The 20,127-nt window shown below is 62.2% G+C and carries 16 protein-coding genes; 8 read left to right on the forward strand and 8 right to left on the reverse strand.

Annotation, left to right across the window (positions count from 1 at the left end):
* On the forward strand, positions 1–340 hold a 340-nt coding region (locus GGD57_RS29290), incomplete at its 5' end, for a DUF4082 domain-containing protein (protein WP_246713716.1).
* Positions 341–442: 102 nt separating this feature from the next.
* Positions 443–1,627, forward strand: coding sequence for a GTP-binding protein (locus GGD57_RS22145; protein WP_184472414.1), 1,185 nt, complete (start codon positions 443–445; stop codon positions 1,625–1,627).
* Positions 1,628–1,650: 23 nt separating this feature from the next.
* Here the strand turns inward: GGD57_RS22145 and GGD57_RS22150 are convergent, their stop codons facing one another.
* Entirely contained in the window at positions 1,651–2,163 is a 513-nt protein-coding gene (locus GGD57_RS22150; protein WP_184472415.1) for a hypothetical protein, read from the reverse strand.
* A gap of 363 nt (positions 2,164–2,526) precedes the next feature.
* Here GGD57_RS22150 and GGD57_RS22155 point away from each other — a divergent pair, with 363 nt between their 5' ends.
* From GGD57_RS22155 to GGD57_RS22175, 5 genes are all read left to right on the forward strand, one after another.
* On the forward strand, positions 2,527–7,836 hold the full coding sequence (locus GGD57_RS22155) for a DUF4082 domain-containing protein (protein ID WP_184472416.1): 5,310 nt from the start codon (positions 2,527–2,529) through the stop codon (positions 7,834–7,836).
* Between the two features lie 49 nt (positions 7,837–7,885).
* Positions 7,886–9,121 carry a GTP-binding protein gene (locus GGD57_RS22160; protein WP_184472417.1) on the forward strand — a complete coding sequence of 412 codons (1,236 nt, stop codon included), beginning with the start codon at positions 7,886–7,888 and terminating at the stop codon, positions 9,119–9,121.
* Between the two features lie 56 nt (positions 9,122–9,177).
* Positions 9,178–9,486, forward strand: coding sequence for a hypothetical protein (locus tag GGD57_RS22165; protein WP_184472418.1), 309 nt, complete (start codon positions 9,178–9,180; stop codon positions 9,484–9,486).
* Between the two features lie 98 nt (positions 9,487–9,584).
* Positions 9,585–11,729: a peptidase domain-containing ABC transporter gene (locus GGD57_RS22170; protein ID WP_184472419.1), complete on the forward strand. Its 2,145-nt coding sequence runs from the start codon at positions 9,585–9,587 to the stop codon at positions 11,727–11,729.
* Positions 11,726–13,177, forward strand: a complete 1,452-nt coding sequence (locus GGD57_RS22175) for an HlyD family type I secretion periplasmic adaptor subunit (RefSeq protein ID WP_184472420.1) — start codon at positions 11,726–11,728, stop codon at positions 13,175–13,177. The genes GGD57_RS22170 and GGD57_RS22175 overlap by 4 nt, the downstream gene beginning before the upstream one ends.
* An 89-nt stretch (positions 13,178–13,266) precedes the next feature.
* Here GGD57_RS22175 and GGD57_RS22180 read toward each other — a convergent pair whose 3' ends face one another.
* Positions 13,267–13,425: a hypothetical protein gene (locus GGD57_RS22180; protein ID WP_246713717.1), complete on the reverse strand. Its 159-nt coding sequence runs from the start codon at positions 13,423–13,425 to the stop codon at positions 13,267–13,269.
* A gap of 168 nt (positions 13,426–13,593) precedes the next feature.
* Positions 13,594–14,004 (reverse strand): hypothetical protein, encoded by a 411-nt coding sequence (locus GGD57_RS22185; protein ID WP_184472421.1) that lies wholly within the window; start codon positions 14,002–14,004, stop codon positions 13,594–13,596.
* A gap of 395 nt (positions 14,005–14,399) precedes the next feature.
* Here GGD57_RS22185 and GGD57_RS22190 point away from each other — a divergent pair, with 395 nt between their 5' ends.
* A complete protein-coding gene (locus tag GGD57_RS22190) occupies positions 14,400–14,903 on the forward strand; it encodes a cupin (protein ID WP_184472422.1) in 504 nt (167 codons plus the stop codon).
* Positions 14,904–14,954: 51 nt separating this feature from the next.
* On the opposite strand, the gene GGD57_RS22195 is transcribed toward GGD57_RS22190, so the two are convergent.
* The 5 genes from GGD57_RS22195 to GGD57_RS22215 all read right to left on the reverse strand — a co-directional run bounded on the left by GGD57_RS22195 (position 14,955) and on the right by GGD57_RS22215 (position 20,087).
* Positions 14,955–15,800: a VOC family protein gene (locus GGD57_RS22195; RefSeq protein WP_184472423.1), complete on the reverse strand. Its 846-nt coding sequence runs from the start codon at positions 15,798–15,800 to the stop codon at positions 14,955–14,957.
* Positions 15,801–15,813: 13 nt separating this feature from the next.
* Positions 15,814–17,043, reverse strand: a complete 1,230-nt coding sequence (locus GGD57_RS22200) for an MFS transporter (RefSeq protein WP_184472424.1) — start codon at positions 17,041–17,043, stop codon at positions 15,814–15,816.
* Between the two features lie 170 nt (positions 17,044–17,213).
* Positions 17,214–17,924 (reverse strand): cupin domain-containing protein, encoded by a 711-nt coding sequence (locus tag GGD57_RS22205; protein WP_184472425.1) that lies wholly within the window; start codon positions 17,922–17,924, stop codon positions 17,214–17,216.
* The gene (locus tag GGD57_RS22210; RefSeq protein ID WP_184472426.1) at positions 17,911–18,951 is read right to left on the reverse strand and encodes an alcohol dehydrogenase; all 1,041 of its coding nucleotides are present in this window, start codon (positions 18,949–18,951) and stop codon (positions 17,911–17,913) included. Before GGD57_RS22210 ends, GGD57_RS22205 begins: the two co-directional genes overlap by 14 nt.
* Positions 18,948–20,087 (reverse strand): flavin monoamine oxidase family protein, encoded by a 1,140-nt coding sequence (locus tag GGD57_RS22215; protein ID WP_348645993.1) that lies wholly within the window; start codon positions 20,085–20,087, stop codon positions 18,948–18,950. The genes GGD57_RS22210 and GGD57_RS22215 overlap by 4 nt, the downstream gene beginning before the upstream one ends.
* Positions 20,088–20,127 lie beyond the last annotated feature (40 nt).

Below are 20,127 nucleotides of genomic sequence, written 5' to 3' on the forward strand. Positions count from 1 at the left end.
GAACGTCGTCGACCTGTGGAGTTCCACCGGCACCAAGCTTGCCACCGCCACCTTCACCAACACCACGGCGAGCGGCTGGCAGACGGCGAACTTCACAACACCCTTCACCATTGCCGCCAACACAACCTATGTCGCCTCCTACCATACAACAGGTGCCTATGTGGCGTCGGGCGGCTTTTTCACCGCCGCTATCAGCAGCGGCCCGCTGACGGCACCAGCAAGCGGCAACGGCCTCTATGCCTATGGGGGCTCCGCCACCACGGGCCTTTTCCCGACCAGCACTTTCAATTCAGCGAATTATTATGCCGATGTGGTCTTCCGGCCGCAGCTTGCCGCGTGAAGCATTTGACGAGGTTATGGACGGGTTTCGAATGAGGCTGATACGATGCAAATGCAGGTCGCGGCGAGGCACGCCGCGACCGCCCGCATTCAAGGAATGCCGATGAACAGGATCGAGCGGCTTCCCGTGACCGTGCTCGCCGGCTTCCTCGGCGCCGGCAAGACGACACTCCTCAGCCACGTCCTGAATAACCGTCAGGGCCTGCGGGTCGCCGTCATCGTCAACGACATGAGCGAAGTGAACATAGACGCCAGTCTCATTCGAGACGGCGGCTGCAACCTGTCGCATACGACGGAGACATTGATCGAGCTCAGCAATGGCTGCATTTGCTGCACCCTGCGCAACGACCTGCTGACGGAAGTGCGGCGACTGGCCGAAGAGCGGCGATACGACTATCTGTTGATCGAAGGCACCGGCATTGCCGAACCTCGCCCCATTGCCGCAACCTTTTCCTTCCGCGATGAGAACGGTGTTTCGCTCGCCGATTTTGCCAGGCTCGACACCATGGTCACCGTGGTCGACGCGGCAAACCTGTTGGCCGACTACAGCAGCGCCGATCTGCTTGCCGACCGCGGCCTGCAGCGCGACGGTGAGGACCGGCGCACGCTCATCGACCTGCTGGTGGATCAGATCGAGTTTGCCGATGTCGTCGTGATCAACAAGATCTCGGACGCGTCTGAAGAGGTCCGCGCAGAGGTGAGCAGGATCATCACGTCTCTCAACCCGGATGCGCTCCAGGTGGAGACGGATTTCGGCGAGATCTCTCTTTCAACCGTCCTGAATACCGGTCTCTTCGATGAAGCAAAGGCCTCTGCTCATCCCCTGTGGCACAAGGAATTGTACAGCCCGGAAGAGCATGTTCCGGAAACGGAGGAATACGGGGTCTCGAGCTTTGTCTATCGCACCAGGCGTCCCTTCGACCCCAAGCGATTTCGGGCATTCCTGGACGAGCCATGGCCGGGAGTGCTGCGCGCCAAGGGCCATTTCTGGCTTGCCACGCGCCCGCGCCATGTGGGGCTGATGTCGGCTGCCGGGATCCAGCGGCGCTGCGAACCCATGGGGCTTTGGTGGGCGGCCGTTCCGCGCCAGGACTGGCCGAACCATCAGCAGTTTCGTCAGCATCTCGAGAGCCGATGGGACAGCGCCTGGGGCGACCGTCGGCAGGAATTGGTTTTTATCGGCGTTGATATGGACGAGGCAGGTGTGCGGACTGCACTGGACCGATGCCTCGCCAGCGCCGATCCGCGCGACTGGGCCACACTCGAAGATCCGTTTCCGGCCTGGTAGCACGGCGGTGGACCTTCGCGTCGTCACGGCTTGGTTGGGCAGCTCTTCGCCACGCGAGATATCTGGCCTCGCGCGTCCGTAAGTTCAAAGCCGGTGCTGTAATCTATCTCACCAGCCTTGATGGCGAACATAGTGGCGAAATCGGCGCCAGATGTGAGGGCGGCAAGCAGCTTCGGATGCCGTGAGAGAACAATCGTTCGCCGATCGGGACTGTTGCCGTCGAGGCGGATCGTCTCTTTGTACCTCCCAATCTCGAAGCGCGCCAATCGCAGGCCGTTCTCACCAATAGTGGCATCGCCAATCTCGAAGATGAGACCGTTCTTGGCGTCGCACCGGACCATGTAACAAGCCTCGATGTCGCTTGCATCAGCCATAAAGCATGTTCCGACCGCTCCGGCATGCGAGCCGGTAAGCTTAACCCATGGAGCGGGCGGCTCGGTTTCCTGTGTGAGCGCAGGCGATGCCGCAATGCACGCGCCAAACACACAGGCTGCCACGCCAATCACGCCTGCGACTGCCGATCTGCTGAACTTCATCCTATCCTCGTTTTTCCAAGACATTGCGAGCCAAATAGCGGCTCGACTTGGACCCGCTTGTCAAGGTCGATTAAGGAGAGGCAGACCGGCAACGGCCTTAGAATCGCCGCACGCACCAACAGGCATGCCCTTCGCCAGTCGCCTTTGCCGAGACGAAAAGCTATTCCGGCAGAATGCTGCAATCTAACCCGGAAAGGTCTGGCCGCCGCCGCAGGCAGCTTTGCGACTTTGTGGGCTGGCGTGCGTCGGGGTCATCATATCGGCGTAGGGAGTACCTCCCTCCTACCCCAGATTGCTGTCGTACATTCTCTTGGCAAAGGTGCCAGTATGGATGTCTTGCGATGGCTGCCGAGGGGCTGGCCGATGCGGAAGGGGATGCCGCTGATGCGGAGAATTCATGTTAGTAATCGTGAGTACTTGAGTTCATTTGGTGGATCGTTGAGTATCTGTCGAGCACCTGCTGCATGGAGCGCGGTTCTTGGATCCGCAACGGTCGTGTCTTCGACGAGCAGCGATGGCTCTCCAAGCTTTGCCAATCAGGGCAGCGTAACTGTCCAATCCTCCTTCACCGGTACGGTCACATCCTCCCTGATGTCATCAGGTGACAGGCAGTCGTCTCCTGCATCGTCGATGGCGATGCCGGCGCCTGGAGGTGATAGCGGTGTACAGGAAAATTCGACGAAGACAGCGGCGGCTACGACGGTTTTCCAGACGCCTTCCTCGACGTCGCAGCGCACCGTGCTTGGCCCGGATCCGGTCGAGGAGGCTGCGACGCTGCCTGCCGCTCCCGCGCTTACAGGTGTTACCGGCGATGCCGATAAGGCCAGCACCAAGACGACGGCGCCGGTCACCTCTTCCAGCAGTATCGCCACGACTTCATTGGGCCTACAGGCCTCGATAGCATCCCTCTCGGTGGAACCGAGCCAGGACGCTTCTGCTGAGACGACTGCAGCCGCAACGGCGCTCGCGGCACCGGTGGCGGCGGCTGCGGCGACGCCCAACAAGATCGCGCTCGAAAACATGAAGCAGGGCAACCCCATCAGCGAATGGGGCCTGGAGGGCGATGGGAAAGGCACCATCCAGGGCTTTGCCACCGAAATCAGCACGAATATCGGCCAGACGGTCGATTTCAAGATCGCCACGGATTCCACCCATTACCGCATCGATATCTATCGCATGGGCTATTACGGCGGAGACGGCGCGCGCAAGGTCGACTCGATCGAGAAATCGCTGACCACGGCGCAAGTCCAGCCGCATCCGATCGTCGACATGTCGCTCGGTCTCATCGATTGCGGCAACTGGTCGGTCTCCGCCAGCTGGCAGATTCCTGCCGATGCCGTCTCCGGCGTCTATTTCGCCAAGCTGGTGCGCGAGGATGGCACCGAGGATGCCAGCATCATCCCCTTCGTCGTGCGCGACGACGCCTCGCACAGCAATATCGTCTTCCAGACCTCGGATACGACATGGCAGGCCTATAATGCCTGGGGCGGCGCCAGCCTCTATTACGGCGAAGTGCCTGTCGATCCGGCCGCCATGATCGGCTACCTGCCGCCGAACTGCAGCTGCGGCCTGCAGGCGATCGGCCGCGCCTCGGCGGTCAGCTACAACAGACCGATCATCACCAATACGAGCCCGGTCGGCGGCTCGCACGATTATATCTTCGGCGTCGAATCCTCCGCCATCTCGTGGCTGGAGCAGAACGGCTACGACGTATCCTATATATCAGGGGTCGATACGGCGCGCAGCGGCAGCCTGCTGCTCAACCATGATGCCTATCTCTCCGTCGGCCATGACGAATACTGGTCTGCCGAGCAGCGCAGCAATGTGGAGGCGGCGCGTGATGCCGGCGTCAACCTCGCCTTCTGGAGCGGCAACGAGTGCTACTGGAAGGTCCGCTGGGAAAGCAGCATCGATGGCAGCGGCCAGGCCTACCGCACGATGGTCTGCTACAAGGAAACCTGGGGCACGAGCACCGATCCGAGCAATGTCGGCACCGGCACCTGGCGCGATCCGCGTTATGCCGACCCGGGACAGCAGCCGGAGAATGCGCTGACGGGCACGATGTTCCAGGTGGACAGCTACCGCCAGGATACGATCTCCATCCCCTACGACTATTCGAACCTGCGTTTCTGGCGCAACACGGATGTCTCGCAGACCCAGGAGGGCGGAACCTACAATTTGGTGCAGAACCTGCTCGGCTACGAGTGGGATTCCGATGTCGAGAACGGCTTCCGGCCCGATGGCCTCGTTAACCTGTCGCTCTCGTCCATATCGGTCGACACCTATCTGCGCGATTACGGCGCCACGATCGGTTCGGCCGTCGCCACCCACAGCCTCACCATGTACCGGGCGGCAAGCGGCGCGCTCGTCTTCGGCGCCGGTACCGTCTTCTGGTCCTGGGGCCTCAGCGACAATCACCAGGGCCCGACGACATCGACCGATCGCAACGTCCAGCAGGCGATGGTCAACATGTTCGCAGATATGGGCATCCAGCCAACGACGCTGGATGCGAGCCTGATCCTTGCGACGCAATCGACCGACACGCTGAAGCCGACCTCGGCGATCACATCGCCGATCGTCGGCGCAAGCTTCCTCGAAGGCCAGCACGTGACGATCACGGGCACGGCGCAGGATTTCGGCGGCGGCATCGTTGCCGGCGTCGAAGTCTCGACTGATGGCGGCCAGCACTGGTTCAAGGCGTCAGGCCGCGAGAGCTGGAGCTATAACTGGGTCGTCCAGGCGAGCGGCACCTATACGATCCTGTCGCGCGCCGTCGACGACAGCGTCAATATGGAGACGCCATCGGCCGGCAAGCAGGTCACAGTCAGCCTGCCGACAACGACGGGCCTCTGGACGCTTGCGGAAAAGCCGGCCACCGAAGTGGCGATCGATCGCGATTCCGTCGAGCTCGGCCTGCGCTTTCAGACGACCACGGCAGGCTTCGTGGAGGGTATCCGCTTCTACAAGGGTTTCTACAATATCGGCGACCATGCCGTCAGCCTCTGGAGCGCCAACGGAACGTTGCTGGCAACAGGCATGTCCGTCGGTGAATCGCTCTCCGGCTGGCAGACGGTGATGTTCTCCAGCCCGATCCAGATTGCCGCCGGCACGACCTATGTGGCCTCCTATCACAGCAGCGGTTTTTATTCGCTGACGAGCAATTATTTCACCGGCGGCACCTATGCCAGCGGTGCGGTGAAGGCGGTCGATGGCGGCGGCGTCTTCGCCTACGGCACCACTGCCGGCACGTTTCCCGGCCAAAGCCCCGGCACCGGCACCAATTACTGGGTCGACGTGGTCTTCGATGCCGGCCCCAACGGCGCGCCGGTCGCGACCGACGATACGGGGCTGACCATCTCCGGCAACGATACCGTTAACATCTCGATCGCCTCGCTTGTCGGAAACGATACCGATCCCAATGGCGATGCGCTGACGATTTCGGCCGTCGGCAATGCCGTCAACGGAACGGTGACGCTCAACAAGCAGAACGGCACCGTCATCTTCACACCGGCCAACAATTATTCGGGGCCGGCAAGCTTCACCTATACGCTGTCTGACGGGCGCGGCGGTACGGATCAGGGCAGTGTCAGCCTCACCGTGAACCCGGGCCCTGCCGGGGAAACGCTGTTTACGTCAAGCGAAGGGCCGGCAGGCGCAAGCTTCAATGACGGCCAGTCGATGGAACTCGGCATGAAATTCGTCGCTTCGTCGGGCGGCCTGATCACCGGCATCCGCTACTACAAGGCATCAGGCGACACCGGGGTCCATACCGGCTCGCTCTGGACTGCAGACGGCACACTGATCGCGACCGTTACGTTTGCCGATAGCGGATCGGTAAACGGCTGGCAGACCGCGACATTCGCCAACGCAGTGCATATCGCGACCGGCACGACCTATGTCGCCTCCTACAGCACGACAGGCTCCTATGTGGCGACAGCAAATTATTTCACGTCAGCCCATACCAATGGCTCGCTGACGGCGCTCGCTGGCAGCAATGGCGTCTACACGGTCGGCAGCTCGGCATTCCCGACCGCGAGCTACCAGTCGTCGAACTACTGGGTGGATGTCGTCTATAGTAAGTCGACGGGGAATACGGCACCGGTCGCTGCCAATGACAATGGCTACACGACTTATTCCAACACGGCGCTGTCGATTGCCGCAGCCAGCCTGCTTGCAAACGACACCGATGCCGATGGCGATCCGCTCAGCATCACCGGCGTCAATGGTGCGGTCAACGGAACGGTGACCTTCAACAGCCAGACCAAATCCGTCACGTTCACCCCGACGGCGGGTTATACGGGTGCGGCAAGCTTCTCCTATTCGATCTCCGACGGGTTCGGCGGAACGGCCTCGGCCACGGTCAGCCTCACCGTCGGTACGCCGCCCGGCGGAGGCACGACATCGAGCCTGTTTACCGGCGCCGACACGTCGGGCGTTACTGCTGCCAATGACGCCAACTCGGTCGAACTCGGCGTCAAGTTCATCGCTTCCGCCGGTGGTCAGATTACCGGACTCACCTATTACAGGAGCGCCGGGGATACCGGCACGCATGTCGGCTCGCTCTGGACAACGAGCGGCCAGCTTCTGGCCCAGGCGACCTTCATCAATGAGACCGCAAGCGGCTGGCAGACGGTTTCCTTCACCCAGCCGATCAATGTCACGGCCGGCACCACCTATGTGGCGAGCTACCATTCCAACGGTTTCTATTCGGCAACGGCGAACTATTTCACGACGGACCACACGAGCGGCGCGCTGACGGCGCCGTCGAGTGCTGGCAGCGGCGGCAACGGCCTTTATGCCTATGGCTCGGGCAGCCTGTTCCCGACCGCTTCCTACAATGCGAGCAATTACTGGGTCGACGTGATCTATCAACAGGGCGGCGCGCAGAATGCGGTTCCGGTCGCCGCCAATGACAGCGGCTTCTCGACCAATACCGGCACGCCGCTCGCCATCCAGGCCTCGGCGCTGCTTTCAAACGACACCGATGCGGATGGCGATCCGCTTGTCATCACCGGCGTCAGCGGCGCGGTCAACGGCTCGGCCACCTACGATGCCCAGGCCCAGACCGTGACCTTCACGCCGACGGCAGGCTATTCGGGATCGGCGAGCTTCAGCTACGCGATCTCAGATGGCAAGGGCGGCACGGCCTCGGCTCAGGTGGCGCTCACCATCAACAACACGGCTGCTGGTCCGGAACAGAACCTCTTCGCCGCCAATGCGACGCCTTCGGTCGTTTCGGTCAACGACAACCAGCAAGTCAATCTCGGCATGAAATTCCAGGCCGACACGTCAGGCTGGATCACCGGCATCCGCTTCTACAAGGGGGCCGACAATACCGGCCCGCATAACGGCTATCTCTGGACCGCCTCGGGTACGCTCATCGGCAGCGTCACCTTCAACAACGAGACGGCGAGCGGCTGGCAGACTGCGCAGCTCACCCAGCAGATCGCGATCCAGGCGGATACGACCTACGTCGTTTCTTACTCGAGCAACGGCAATTATTCGGCAACCGGCAATTATTTTGCCAGCGACGTGACGAACGGCGATCTCAAGGCACCCGGCGGCAGCAACGGCGTCTATGCCTACGGAGCCGGCGGGCTGTTCCCGACAGCCAGCTATAACAGCACGAATTACTATGTGGATGTGACGTTCAAACCGCAGCTCGCGGCGTAAAGGGCGCGAGGATCTAAGGCTAGGCATGCTGTAAAGAGTAGGAGTCTTGATGATGCGTACAGACAACAGATTGCCGGTCACGGTTCTCGCCGGGTTTCTCGGCGCCGGCAAGACGACTGTGCTCAATCATGTCCTGAGCAATCGGGAGGGCCGCCGGGTTGCCGTCATCGTCAACGATATGAGCGAGGTCAACATCGATGCCGATCTCGTGCGCGAAGGCGAAGCAGGCCTCTCGCGCATCGACGAGACGCTGGTAGAACTCACCAACGGGTGCATCTGCTGCACCCTGCGCGACGATCTCCTGAGCGAAGTGCGACGGCTGGCAGCCGCCGGCCGCTTCGACTATCTGCTGATCGAGGGCACCGGCATTGCCGAGCCGCTGCCAGTTGCAGCCACCTTTTCGTTCCGCGACGAGCGCGGGGCGGCCCTCTGCGACGTGGCGCGTCTCGATACGATGGTTTGCGTCGTCGATGCGGTCAATCTTCTCGCCGATTACCAGAGCGCCGAGTTTCTCGCCGATCGCGGCGAAAGGCGGGACGGTGACGACGAGCGCAGGCTCGTGGAACTGCTCGTCGAACAGATCGAATTTTCCGATGTCGTCATCATCAACAAGGCGGGCGACGTGCCGTGCGCCGACCTCGCCGAGGTTCGCCGGGTCGTCGCAGCGCTCAATCCGAGTGCCCAGGTCGTCGAGGCGGTCTTCGGCCAGGTGCCGCTTGGCACGATCCTGGATACTGGCCTCTTCAGCGAGGCGAAGGCCGCCCGCCATCCGCTCTGGCACAAGGAACTCTTCGGCTGGGGCGATCATGTGCCGGAGACCGAGGAATACGGCATAACAAGCTTCGTCTATCGCAGCCGCCGGCCCTTCGATCCCTTGAGGCTCAAGGATTTCCTCGACCGGAAATGGGCCGGCCTCATTCGCGCAAAAGGTCATTTCTGGCTGGCGACGAGGCCGGATGAGATCGGCCTCCTGTCGATTGCCGGCACCCAGTGCCGCATCGAGACCAGGGGGTACTGGTGGGCCTCGGTGCCGCGGGTGCAATGGCCGCACTTTCCGCAGTTCCGCCAGCTCATCGACCGGCATTGGGACAATATCTGGGGCGACCGCCGCCAGGAGCTCGTCTTCATCGGTTCCGGCTTCGACGAGAAAGCGATCCGCGTTGCGCTCGACAATTGCCTGACCGGGGAGGAGACGGGTTTCGATCCGCAGAGCGCCGTCGGCCTTCGCGATCCGTTTCCGGCATGGCAGCACGGGCATATCCCTGTCCATTCAAGAGCATCCTAAAGAACGCAAGACACCCTGATGTGAAGACGTTTGGTTATCAACCGGAGGAGAGAACAATGAGCGACGAACTTTATGCAGACGGTATCAGTGAAATCACCGTTACCGGAACGATCGTGCGCATCGACCTGATGTCGCTTTCGGCCACCGATCGTGACGCCAACAACAATCCGAAGCCGATCTTCCGCCAGCGTATCATCATGCCTGTCGATGCCTTCGCCAATGCGGTCGATCTCATGCAGAAGGCGCTTGGCGGGTTGGTCGAGGCGGGTGCGGTTCGCCGCATCGGCGACATGTCGGCGGCAGCCACAACCGATATCCAGTCGGCGCAGGCGGGCGCTTCGAACGCCTCGCCGAACTTCAACTGATGAACAGGGTGTGGAGCGCTGTGCGCCCCAATGGGCGCACAAGGAACGCGCCAACTCTGTGAATCCAAGCCTCGGTCTCGTATCGTTTCGGGTGGGCCATGAGTGGTTTTCTGCATACCAACCTGCACTGTCTTGCGTTCGTCGCGCGTCATCACGGCGTCGATCTTTCGCCTGAGCGATTGCAGCACGATTACGCGGTCGGCAACGATCCCGTCGCCGTGCGACGATTGCTGCGGATGGCCAAGGAGGCCGGTCTGCGGGCCAGGCACCTCAAGCTGGACTGGCGGTCACTGTCCCAGCTGGGCGAAGCATTCCCCGTGCTGGCCGAACTCGCCAACGGCAACTGGGTCGTCATTGCCGGAATGGAGGGCAGCGGGGAGGACGAGAGGATCCGTGTTCTCGACCCGCTTGCCACGCGCCCCGAAGTCATGCTCCTCAGCGAGGAGCAATTCTCCAAGGCCTGGCCGGGATCGGTGGTTCTCCTCAAGCGCAACTATCGCATGTCGGACGAGGACCGGCCGTTCGGCTTCCGGTGGTTCGTGCCTGAGATCATCAAGCAGCGAAGCTTCTTCCGGGATGTGGCCCTCGCCGCCTTCGTTCTCTACGGCCTCGGGCTGACGACGCCGATCTTCTTTCAGCTGGTCATCGACAAGGTGCTCGTCCACCAGAGCTATGCGACGCTGACGGTTCTGACGGTGGGCATCGCGATCGCGCTCGTCTTCGACGCGACATTCACTTTCCTGCGCCGCTATCTGCTGCTCTACGCGACCAACCGGATCGACATCCGGGTCGCGACACGCACCTTCGGCCATTTGCTCAACCTGCCGATCGCGCTGTTCGAGCATGCCTCCGCCGGGGTGCTCGTCAAGCACATGCAGCAGACGGGGCGCATCCGCGAATTCCTGACCGGCCGGCTCTTCCTGACGCTGCTCGACGGCGTCTCGCTGCTGGTCTTCGTGCCGATCCTGCTTCTTTACAGCGCGAAGCTGACGCTCGTGGTGCTCGGTTTCGCAGCTCTCGTCGGGCTCGTCGTGATGCTGCTCGTCGGGCCGTTCCAGCGCCGCCTCCAGGCGCTCTACCAGGCCGAAGGCGACCGGCAGGCGCTGCTGGTGGAAACCGTGCACGGCATGCGCACCGTCAAATCGCTGGCACTGGAGCCGCGCCAGCGCAAGGTGTGGGACGATTATTCGGCGCAGTCAATTTCGGTGCGTTTCCGGGTCGAAAAAATCTCCACCATCGCCCAGTCGATGACCGGGCTGCTGGAGAAACTGATGAGCGTTGCGATCATCGGCCTCGGCGCGCTCGACGTGTTCAGCGGCGCGATGACGATCGGTGCGCTTGTTGCCTTCAATATGCTCGCCGGCCGCGTCTCCGGACCGCTGGTGCAGATCGTCACGATGGTGCACGAATATCAGGAAGTAGCGCTCTCGGTGCGCATGCTGGGCGAGATCATGAACCAGCGGCCGGAACAGGCAGGCCGCGGCCGTGGTGTCAGGCCGCATCTGCATGGGCGCATCGAGTTCGACAGGGTCACTTTCCGCTACGGCCCGGATAGCGCCCCGGCACTCGACAATGTCTCCTTCGCCATTCCGGCAGGCTGCGTCTTCGGCGTGGTCGGCAAGAGCGGCTCGGGCAAGACGACGATCACCCGGCTCATCCAGGGGCTCTACCAGAGCCAGGAAGGGTTGGTGCGCATGGACGGCTATGACAGCCGCGAGATCGACCTCGTGCATCTGAGAACCAGCATCGGCGTCGTGCTGCAGGACAATTTCCTGTTTCGCGGCTCGGTTCGCGACAATATCGCTGCCGCAAAACCCGATGCCAGCATCGAGGAGATCATGGAAGTCGCCCGCATCGCCGGCGCCGAGGAGTTCATCGAGCGGCTGCCGCGCGGCTTCGACACCATGCTGGAGGAAAATGCCGCCAACCTTTCCGGCGGTCAGAAGCAGCGGCTGGCAATTGCCCGGGCGCTGATCACAGATCCGAAGCTGTTGATTTTCGACGAGGCGACGAGCGCGCTCGACCCTGACAGCGAGGCGATCATCCGCGACAATCTGAGCCGCATCGCCGCCGGCCGCACCGTCGTCATCGTCTCGCACCGGCTTTCGACGCTCGTCGATGCCGACGCCATTCTCGTCGTCGATCGCGGCAAGGTCGCCGATATCGGCCGGCACGATCAGCTCGTGTCGCGCTGCATGACCTACCGCCACCTCTGGGCCCAGCAAATGAGGCAGGTCGCATGAACGCGCATGTCAGAAAATCCGGTGAGAATCTGCCGGTCCCTTCGGAAAAGGGGCCATCCGACAAGCGCCCGGACAAGGGCCGGGATAAGGGCAGGGAACTTGCCGCCCGCCCGCCGCTGCCGCCGGCGATCGCGGAATTCCAGTCCGACGCCGTCGAGCTGGAAGAACGCGCGCCGCCGCGCGTTGCCCGCATGACGCTCTATTGCGTGACGGCGCTGCTTGCCGCGGCGATCACCTGGGCCTCGGTCTCGTCGATCGACGAGGTGGTGATTGCGCCCGGCAAGCTCGTCACCACGCAGCCGACCATCGTCGTCCAGCCGCTCGAAACCTCGATCATCCGCACGATCGAGGTGAAAGCCGGCGAGGTGGTGCATGCCGGCCAGACGCTCGCCACCCTCGACGCCACCTTCAGCCAGGCCGATGTCGACCAGCAGCAGGCGAAATTCTCCGCCCTCGACGCCCAGGTGAAGCGCATCGAGGCCGAGCTTGCTGGCGCCGACTATACGAAGATGGCGGGAGATACGCCCGACCAGTTGCTGCAGGCGCAGCTCTTCACCCAGCGGCGGGCCTTCTACACGGCGCAGCTGCAGAATTTCGAGCAGCAGATCGCCGGCCAGTCGGCCGCTCTTGCGGCGAGCAAGAACCAGGAGGCGGTGCTCAACGACAGGCGCGATGGGCTCTCGCGGATCGAGGCAGCGCGGGAGCGGCTTTATGACAGACAGAGCGGCTCGCTGATCACGCTGCTCGGCTCCCGCGACGCCCGCCTCGACGTCGAGTCCGACCTGACCGCCGTCCGCGGCCGGGCCGATGAGGCCGCACATAGCTATGCCAAGCTGCAAGCCGACCGTCAGGCCTTCATCGAGGATTTCCGCCGGGCGGCGATGGAGCAACTGGTAGAGCTGCGCGGCCAGCGCGACATGGCCGACGAGGAGCTGAAAAAGATGGAGCTGCGCCGCAACATGGTGGCACTGACCGCACCGGCCGATGCCGTCGTGCTCGATCTGGCGCAACGCTCGGTCGGTTCGGTGGTGCGCGAGGCGGAGCCGGTGGTCACGCTCGTGCCCATCAACGTGCCGCTGGAGGCGGAAGTCTCGATCAACACGCGCGATATCGGCCGGGTGGCCGTCGGCAAGGAAGCGCGTGTCAAGCTCGATGCCTACCCCTTCCAGAAATACGGCACCGCGACAGGCAAGGTGAGAACCATCAGCGAGGATACGTTCCTCACCGGCCAGCAGGAGCAGACCGCCACCCCCAGCCAGCCGGCCGCCCCCTTCTTCAAGGCGCGGATCCTGCTTGCCGATACCCGGCTGAATGCCTCGGATGTGCCCGTGCGGCTGCTTCCCGGCATGACCGTATCCACGGAAATCAAAGTCGGCAACCGCACGGTGATCTCCTACTTCCTGTATCCGCTGCTGCGCGGCCTCGATAACGCAATACGCGAACCGTAGGACGCTGGGGTCGGTTGGTTCGCCGCAGCTGGGCGGTACAAACAACATCGCAACGGCGTGAAGGAGTTCGGTTGCTTTCACGCTGTCCCTTATCTCGCTTGCAGCCGCCGCCGCATCCGGCAGGTGATGCGCCAGATGGGTTCGCCGACGGTTGCCCGCGGGCAACTGAGATCGACGCGCATGAAACCGTGGCCCTCGATGCCGAACTTCTGGCCCTTGTCGAGCCAGACACAAGCTTTGGTCAGCATGAATTGTTGAGCGCTTCGGCGTTGATGCCGAGGTTGCGGCAATCCATCTCCATCAATGCGCGCGCCGTGGCGAGGAGACGATCCGGGCCTCGAGGCAACGATCCGTATTTGCAGCAGGCTGCTGCAAATACGGCCACGCGTCGACGCGACTACCCGCTGCAGGAAATATCAATCAGATACGGTAACGTCGATCCATCGACCGGTTCCTTGGTCCCCGTAGATATTAACTTCAACCCATACATTGCCACGCGTGATCATATTGGCGGCCTCGCGCGTCATCGTTCCGTTCCGAAGCATCTGCTCCAGAGCTTGGCGATTTGCCGGATCGGCAAAGAACGAGTCCGATTGATCGTCAGGATCGCGCACATGGTACTGATGGAAATTCGCCCTGTCTTGCCGGATGATCTGCCACGGCTGGGTAAGTCTGGCCCCATTTGAATTGTAAAGATCAGCCTTGCCGATATAGGCGCGATAGCTCTCGATCAAATGGTTGCTGTGGGTGGCCTGGACTCTCGCTTGAGCGTGCGCTGTTCCCGCGGCGATGACTGAGCTGAAGAGAATCAATAATAATTTTCGCATGTTGCCCTCTTTCAAAAAGGCCGTCTTACCGAGAGTTCGATCAATTCGCCAAGCAAAAAGTGTGTCTTTGGAAACGTCCCTGGGTACGGCTCATATTGCACCGTTCGAAGGGATGTGCGGCTGCGCTCGACCTTCGCCGACAGCGCATGCTCCGAATACCGGTGCTACGCCGCCGGCGTTGCGCAGCGAACCGCTCCGTGGACCAAGACGAACTACATCGCGGCTTCGCACGGTGTGGCTCCAGCATGCGAAGGAACCGCCGGCAGCCGCCGAAGTTTAGCCTTTGAAGCCAGCAGCGGAGATGGGTTCAATGGGAAACGCATCGAACTCTCTCACCAGCACCGATGGCTCGCAGACGATCGTGTCGCGCTCATCGGCTATCGCGGGAATTCAGCATGAACACCGAGACGATTATTTTCGAGCAGAGCGACTGGGTTCCGAACAACCAGCGCCTTCCTGTCGTGTTATACCGCGATGTGCTTGTTGACGGCGGACCCCGTGATTTCGAAAGTCGCTTCGCGGCAAATGGTTGGGCAGGCATCTGGACAAACGGTGTCTTCGACTATCAACACTACCACTCCGGGGCCCATGAAGTGCTGGGAATCGCGCGTGGCAGCGCTACGCTGCTGATCGGCGGTCCCGGCGGTCGGGCACTGGAGGTCGCTGCGGGAGATTGCCTGGTGCTTCCTGCCGGGACAGGGCACCAAAATCTCGGCTGCACGGCAGACTTCCAGGTAGTCGGCGCATATCCAAAGGGACAGCATGCCGACATTCAGACGTCAGCTGCTTCAAGCGAGATGCTGGTGAAAATCTCGTCGGTCCCTTTGCCCGATGCCGATCCCGTTCAAGGACCGTCAGGATTTCTCATCACGCTCTACGAGTTCATCTGCAAAGGGTGAGTTCCGGGCCGGATCGATTCATCATCGATCCATCAAACCGGGGCTCAACACCTAGCAGCCGGAGACGAAAGTGATGGCAGCTCCGAAGGCATGCTCGGCCTTCACCGTGATGCCGTTCCCGGCTGCAGAAAACGGAATACCCATCTCCGAAAGCAGATCCTGCTGCCGCGCAAGATCCGGGACCGCGATGTTATAGCCGGTGAAGCAGCCGCCGCTCTGAGCCCTCTCCAGGTGGACGGACCCGCCCCGTGCCAGAGCATATGTCGTTCCGCCCTGCTCGTCTTGCCATCCTGGAACGCCGGTAAAGGCTGCGAGGAAAGCCGCCGGGTTGCCCGCAGGGCCTTCGGCCGCAAGCGTTGCGCCGACGATATTTGTCGCGCCATTTGCATGCTTCTGAAACTCCGGGTTCCAAAAGTTCTCCGGAAAGTGCTGCTGACAGACGAAGAAGCATGCATTCGGGATCCTCGCATCCATGGCAAAGGCCAGAGAAAAGGCCACATGTATCTCACTGCCGTCAGGACGCCGCCCCTTGCGTTCGAAGAAGAACGGCTCGAAGGAACCGATCTCCTTCTGCGCAAAGGCCTTCGCGTCGGCGATCGCATTCGGGCTGTCGAGCACGAACATTGCAAAGCCCTGGCCGCATGCCAGGTAATCGCGGACGAAGGCGCCAAAGCTGAAACGTCCCGGTTCGTGCGGCGGTATCGCCTTCCGGTCCTCGCCCACCGTGATCAGCTCAATGAAGGACGAGTGGAACTGCACGAGCCGGTTTTCGGTGCCCCAGGGATGCTGGTTACGGGCGCCAACCTGGAAGCCGAGGCGTCTGTAGAACTCTGCTGCCGCTTCGAGGTCGTGGACCGCAAGGACAATGTGATCAATGCGCCGTTTCGAGGTCGCCATGAGACTTCTCCGTTCAGTTGATTTTCGGCAGGCTGGCCGCCCGCCACACCAGCGGAACAAGAATGAAGGCCACAGCCGGCAGCACCAGCCAATTGATGGTGGTCCAACCGGAACTGTGCAGCAGAGACCCGGCAAAAAAGGAGGCACAGGCAACCGTCCCAAACACGATGAAATCGTTCGCGCCCTGCGCCTTGCCGCGTTCGGAGGGCGCGTGGCAGTCGGCAACCATGGCGGTTGCGCCAATGAAGCCGAAATTCCAGCCGATGCCGAGCAGGATCAAGGCGCCCCAAAAATGCGCGACGTCGAGGCCACCGAGCGCAACCAAGGCCGAGGCGCCGATCAGCAGGAGCCCGACGGCCGCGACCCGCTCCTTGCCGAAGCGCGCCATCAGGCGGCCTGTCAGGAAGCTCGGCCCGAACATCGAGAGAACATGCCATTGGATACCCAGCGCCGCGGAGTCGACCGAATGGCCGTGTCCCACCATGGCCATCGGCGCCGCCGTCATGACGAAAGTCATCAGGCCGTAGGAGACGACGCCCGTCGCAACCGCCAGCAGATAGCGCGGGGAGGTGAGAATTCGCGAAAGCGGCCGGCCATCGCTCCCGTCGGTCGATGTTTTGATGGACCTCTGCGGACGGCGCAACGACAACAGAATCGGGATTGCCAGCATGGCAAGCGCCGCCTGGCTGAGGAAGCTCCCGGCAAAAGCATGATCCGGTAGCACGTTGCGCGTCCAGATGACCAGTTGCGGGCCGATGACGGCCGCGACCAATCCCCCGACCATCACCCGCGAGATCGCCCTGTCACGGTCCGCGCCGACGAGACCGTCGGTGGCGGCAAAGCGGTAGCTTTGCACATAAGCCGAGTAGAGACCGGCCATGAAGGTTCCGATGCAGAACACGGCAAAACTCGCTTGCAGGATGCCGAGCGTCGCGACCAGGCCCGCCGTCATGCCGATCGTCGCGCCGAGGACATAGCCGGCGCGGCGTCCGAACCGGCGCATGATAACAGCCGCCGGCAATGTACCAACGGCCAGCCCGAGATTGAGCATACTGACAGGCAAAGTGGCGGCGGCAGGATCGGCGGCTAATTGTTGTCCCACCAGGCCGCCGAGCGAGATGATGATCGGAGAACTGGCGCCGCCGAGCGACTGCGCCGCCACCAGGATCCAGGCGTTTCGCGCGGCGGCATTGTGTGTTTCCACCACCGTTATGCCGTCACACGTCTCCTCGGCGATCCCCATACGCAGGTTCCTTTCATTCTTTCTTCACGGTGAATTTCTCGATGCGGCCCGCAACTAATTGCTCGAAAGGCAATACTCGACCGAGGCGGAGAGGCGGCGGCTCGATCATTTCTCAAAGCGCTTTATCACCGGCCTCTTCGATCCCGAAATGGCGTTAATTCATAGATCGATCACCGTCGCTCATAATCATTCCCGCCGGTCTCGTCCGGCAGCTTGATAACCCCCGGGTGCAAAAGCGCGGCGTCTTTCAGCCAGATCTTGGCTCCTTGCAGACAAACGGTCGCGCGGAAGCTGGTGCCGGCAGGCAGCCGGCCCCAACTCTGCGGCTTCAGGATGTCGTCGCCGAACGAGAGCCCGCCCGAGACAACCAAAAATTCCAGTCCGCGTTCATTTGAGACTGTGACGGTTTCCCCCGGCTGCCATTCTTCCAGCCGTACTTCCTCGTGGCCATCGTCGAAGAGGAGGATGGAGCTGGCGGCACCGGGACGCAGCTCGGCGTGCTGGCCCTGGCCCGGCAAGCACACGATCTGAGTTTGATCATCCGCGCGGAATTGAGAAAGCCGGACGAAAATGGTGCAGCCGGTGTTCGACGCCGGCGCATGCGAAGTGCCTGGCGGGTTGCGGAAGTAGCTTCCTGCCGGATAGTCGCCGTACTCGTCCTGAAACGTGCCTTCGAGGACAAGAATTTCTTCGCCGCCGCCATGAACATGGCTGGGGAAGGTGCTTTCGGGCGCGTAGCGCACGATCGAGGTGGCGCGCGCCACTTCACCGCCGAAGCGATAGAGCATCCGGCGATCGACGCCGGCCGTCGGGCTCGGGGTCCATTCGAGTGCGGCCGAATGCACGATCACCGGTTTCGTCAGATCATCATTGATGCGCATTGGATCGATCTCCCATCGTCAGGACTATCCGGAAGTTTGCCTCGCCGGATCTCATCTTTTGAACAGCTTCCCGGGCCTGCTCCAGCGGCATGATCTCGATTCTCGGCCGGACGCCGCTGAGGACGCTGAAATCCAACGTCTTTTCGTTCTCGAACGGGGAGCCTGTGATCGAGCCGATGACACCGCGTTCGGCCCCTACCAGATAGCCGGTCGAGACCGGCAGCGGATCCTTTCCGACGCCGAGCACGATCAGACGGCCTTCCGGCGAAAGTGCGGGCATCAACGCGGTGACGGCCGTCGGATTGGCGATCGTGGTCAGAATAGCCTTGGCCCCGCCCATTGCGTTGATCTCATCGGCAGGGTTCTCCTTGTTCGTGTCGATGTAACGATGCGCTCCGAGCGCCAGCGCGTCGGTGGCGATATCTTCGCCACGGCCCACCGCCACCACACGAAATCCCATCCTGCGGGCATATTGCAGTGCCATATGGCCGAGCCCGCCGATACCGAGAACGACAACGGTATCGCCCGCTTCGGCGCCGCTCTTCTTCAGCGCATTGAATGTGGCGATGCCGGCGCAGAGGATCGGTGCGGCCTCCTCGGACGAAAGTTCGTCCGGAATGGAAACGAGGCCGGTCGCGCGCGCGATCATCATCTCGGCATAGCCGCCGTCACACGAGGATCCGAGAACAGGCTGGTTGCGGCAGAGATTGAAATGGCCGCGCCGGCATTCGCTGCATTCGTTACAGTGACCGCCGAGTCGACCGACACCCACACGTTGCCCGATCTTCCAGATCGAAGGCGTGTTCGGCCCCAGCGCAACGATGCGGCCGACCACTTCATGGCCGGGCACACGCGGCGGCTGCAACGCCGGATCCGCCTTGTCGATGTCGCTGGCATCCGCGCCGCAGATGCCGCAGGCTTCGACGGCGATCAGCACTTCACCCGTGCTTGGCGCGGGTGTCGGCCGCTCCACGAGTTCAAGGCTGGCCGATGTCGCGACCTGCATTGCCCGATAGGTCAAGTTCATACTTCTCTCCTGTTTTGTCTCTCAAATGCCGAGGATCTCCGGCGTTCAATCAATCTCTCGGCCGCCTGCTCACCGGCCTCGACCGCGCCGGCCAGATAGCCGGCATCGTGAACTGCGGTTTCGCTGCCGGCGGGGGTCATCCAGTCGCGCCACCCGGCGTCCATCCATTCCCGCCGCCCGCCCGAGGGATGACCCGTTGTCATCAGGTCCGACGCCGTGGCCGTGAACGGGTCCAGGGCCCAATCCTTGTAAAGCGTCGCCGCAGGCTTCAGCGCCTGTGGACCGAACAGCTGCCCGAGTTGACCGAGCGAAGCCGCGATGATGGCCTCGCGGCCGGCTTCTCTTCTCGCCTCCGCGGGAACGCCGAGAAAGCCGAAAAGGGCGGCCTTGCCTGACGCCGTGGTGGCGTCATGGATTTCAACGAGCGGCCCGACCATGCTTTGCGCCGCTCCCGAGAGCCCTGCAGCACGCCAGAAGGGCTTTTCATAGAGCGCAAAGAACTTCGCATGCGGCGCCATCCAGGTCGGTGTTTCATGCCAGAGCTTCCGGAAGGCCTGATCCGGCGCCGGTTCCAATTCGATCGTCTCCACCAATAAACGCGGCGGCAGCGCAAAGATGACATGCGCGGCCTCGATCACCTCGGCCGAACCATCCCCGACATTAACCTGAAGCCCGGAAGTGCCGCCAGTTCGCACGACCCTGGTCACCCTCATTCCCAAGCGGATGCGGTCTTTGGGCAAACGATCGGCCAGCGCGGAAATGATGGCCCCGCTACCGCCGGCCAATCGCATCGACTGCGGTTCCTGCCGGAGCGTGTTGTAGTGTTCCAACGCAGAACCGGGCGACCGTTGAAATGCCATTGCGCCATCGGTGTGCTGGGGGAAGAACGCCAGCCCAAGCTCCTGCGCAAAGCGGGCGATCGCGGGATGCATATCGGGCCAGAGCCAGGAGGGGCCAAGGTCAAATCCATCAATCGAGGGCTCGCCGTCGATCCCGACCGACAGAATGCGTCCGCCGAGACGTTGCCGGGCGTCGACAAGAACAAAATCCAGCCCGGCGCGGTGAAGGCGATAGGCCGCCGTCAGGCCCGCAAGCCCGCCGCCGACGATCAATATGGTCTGAGAAAGGCTCATCATCGTTCAGGCCACGACATAGACGCGGCTCTTCGGCGCAGCC

This window comes from Rhizobium esperanzae (genome assembly GCF_014197615.1).
Lineage (GTDB): Bacteria > Pseudomonadota > Alphaproteobacteria > Rhizobiales > Rhizobiaceae > Rhizobium > Rhizobium esperanzae_A.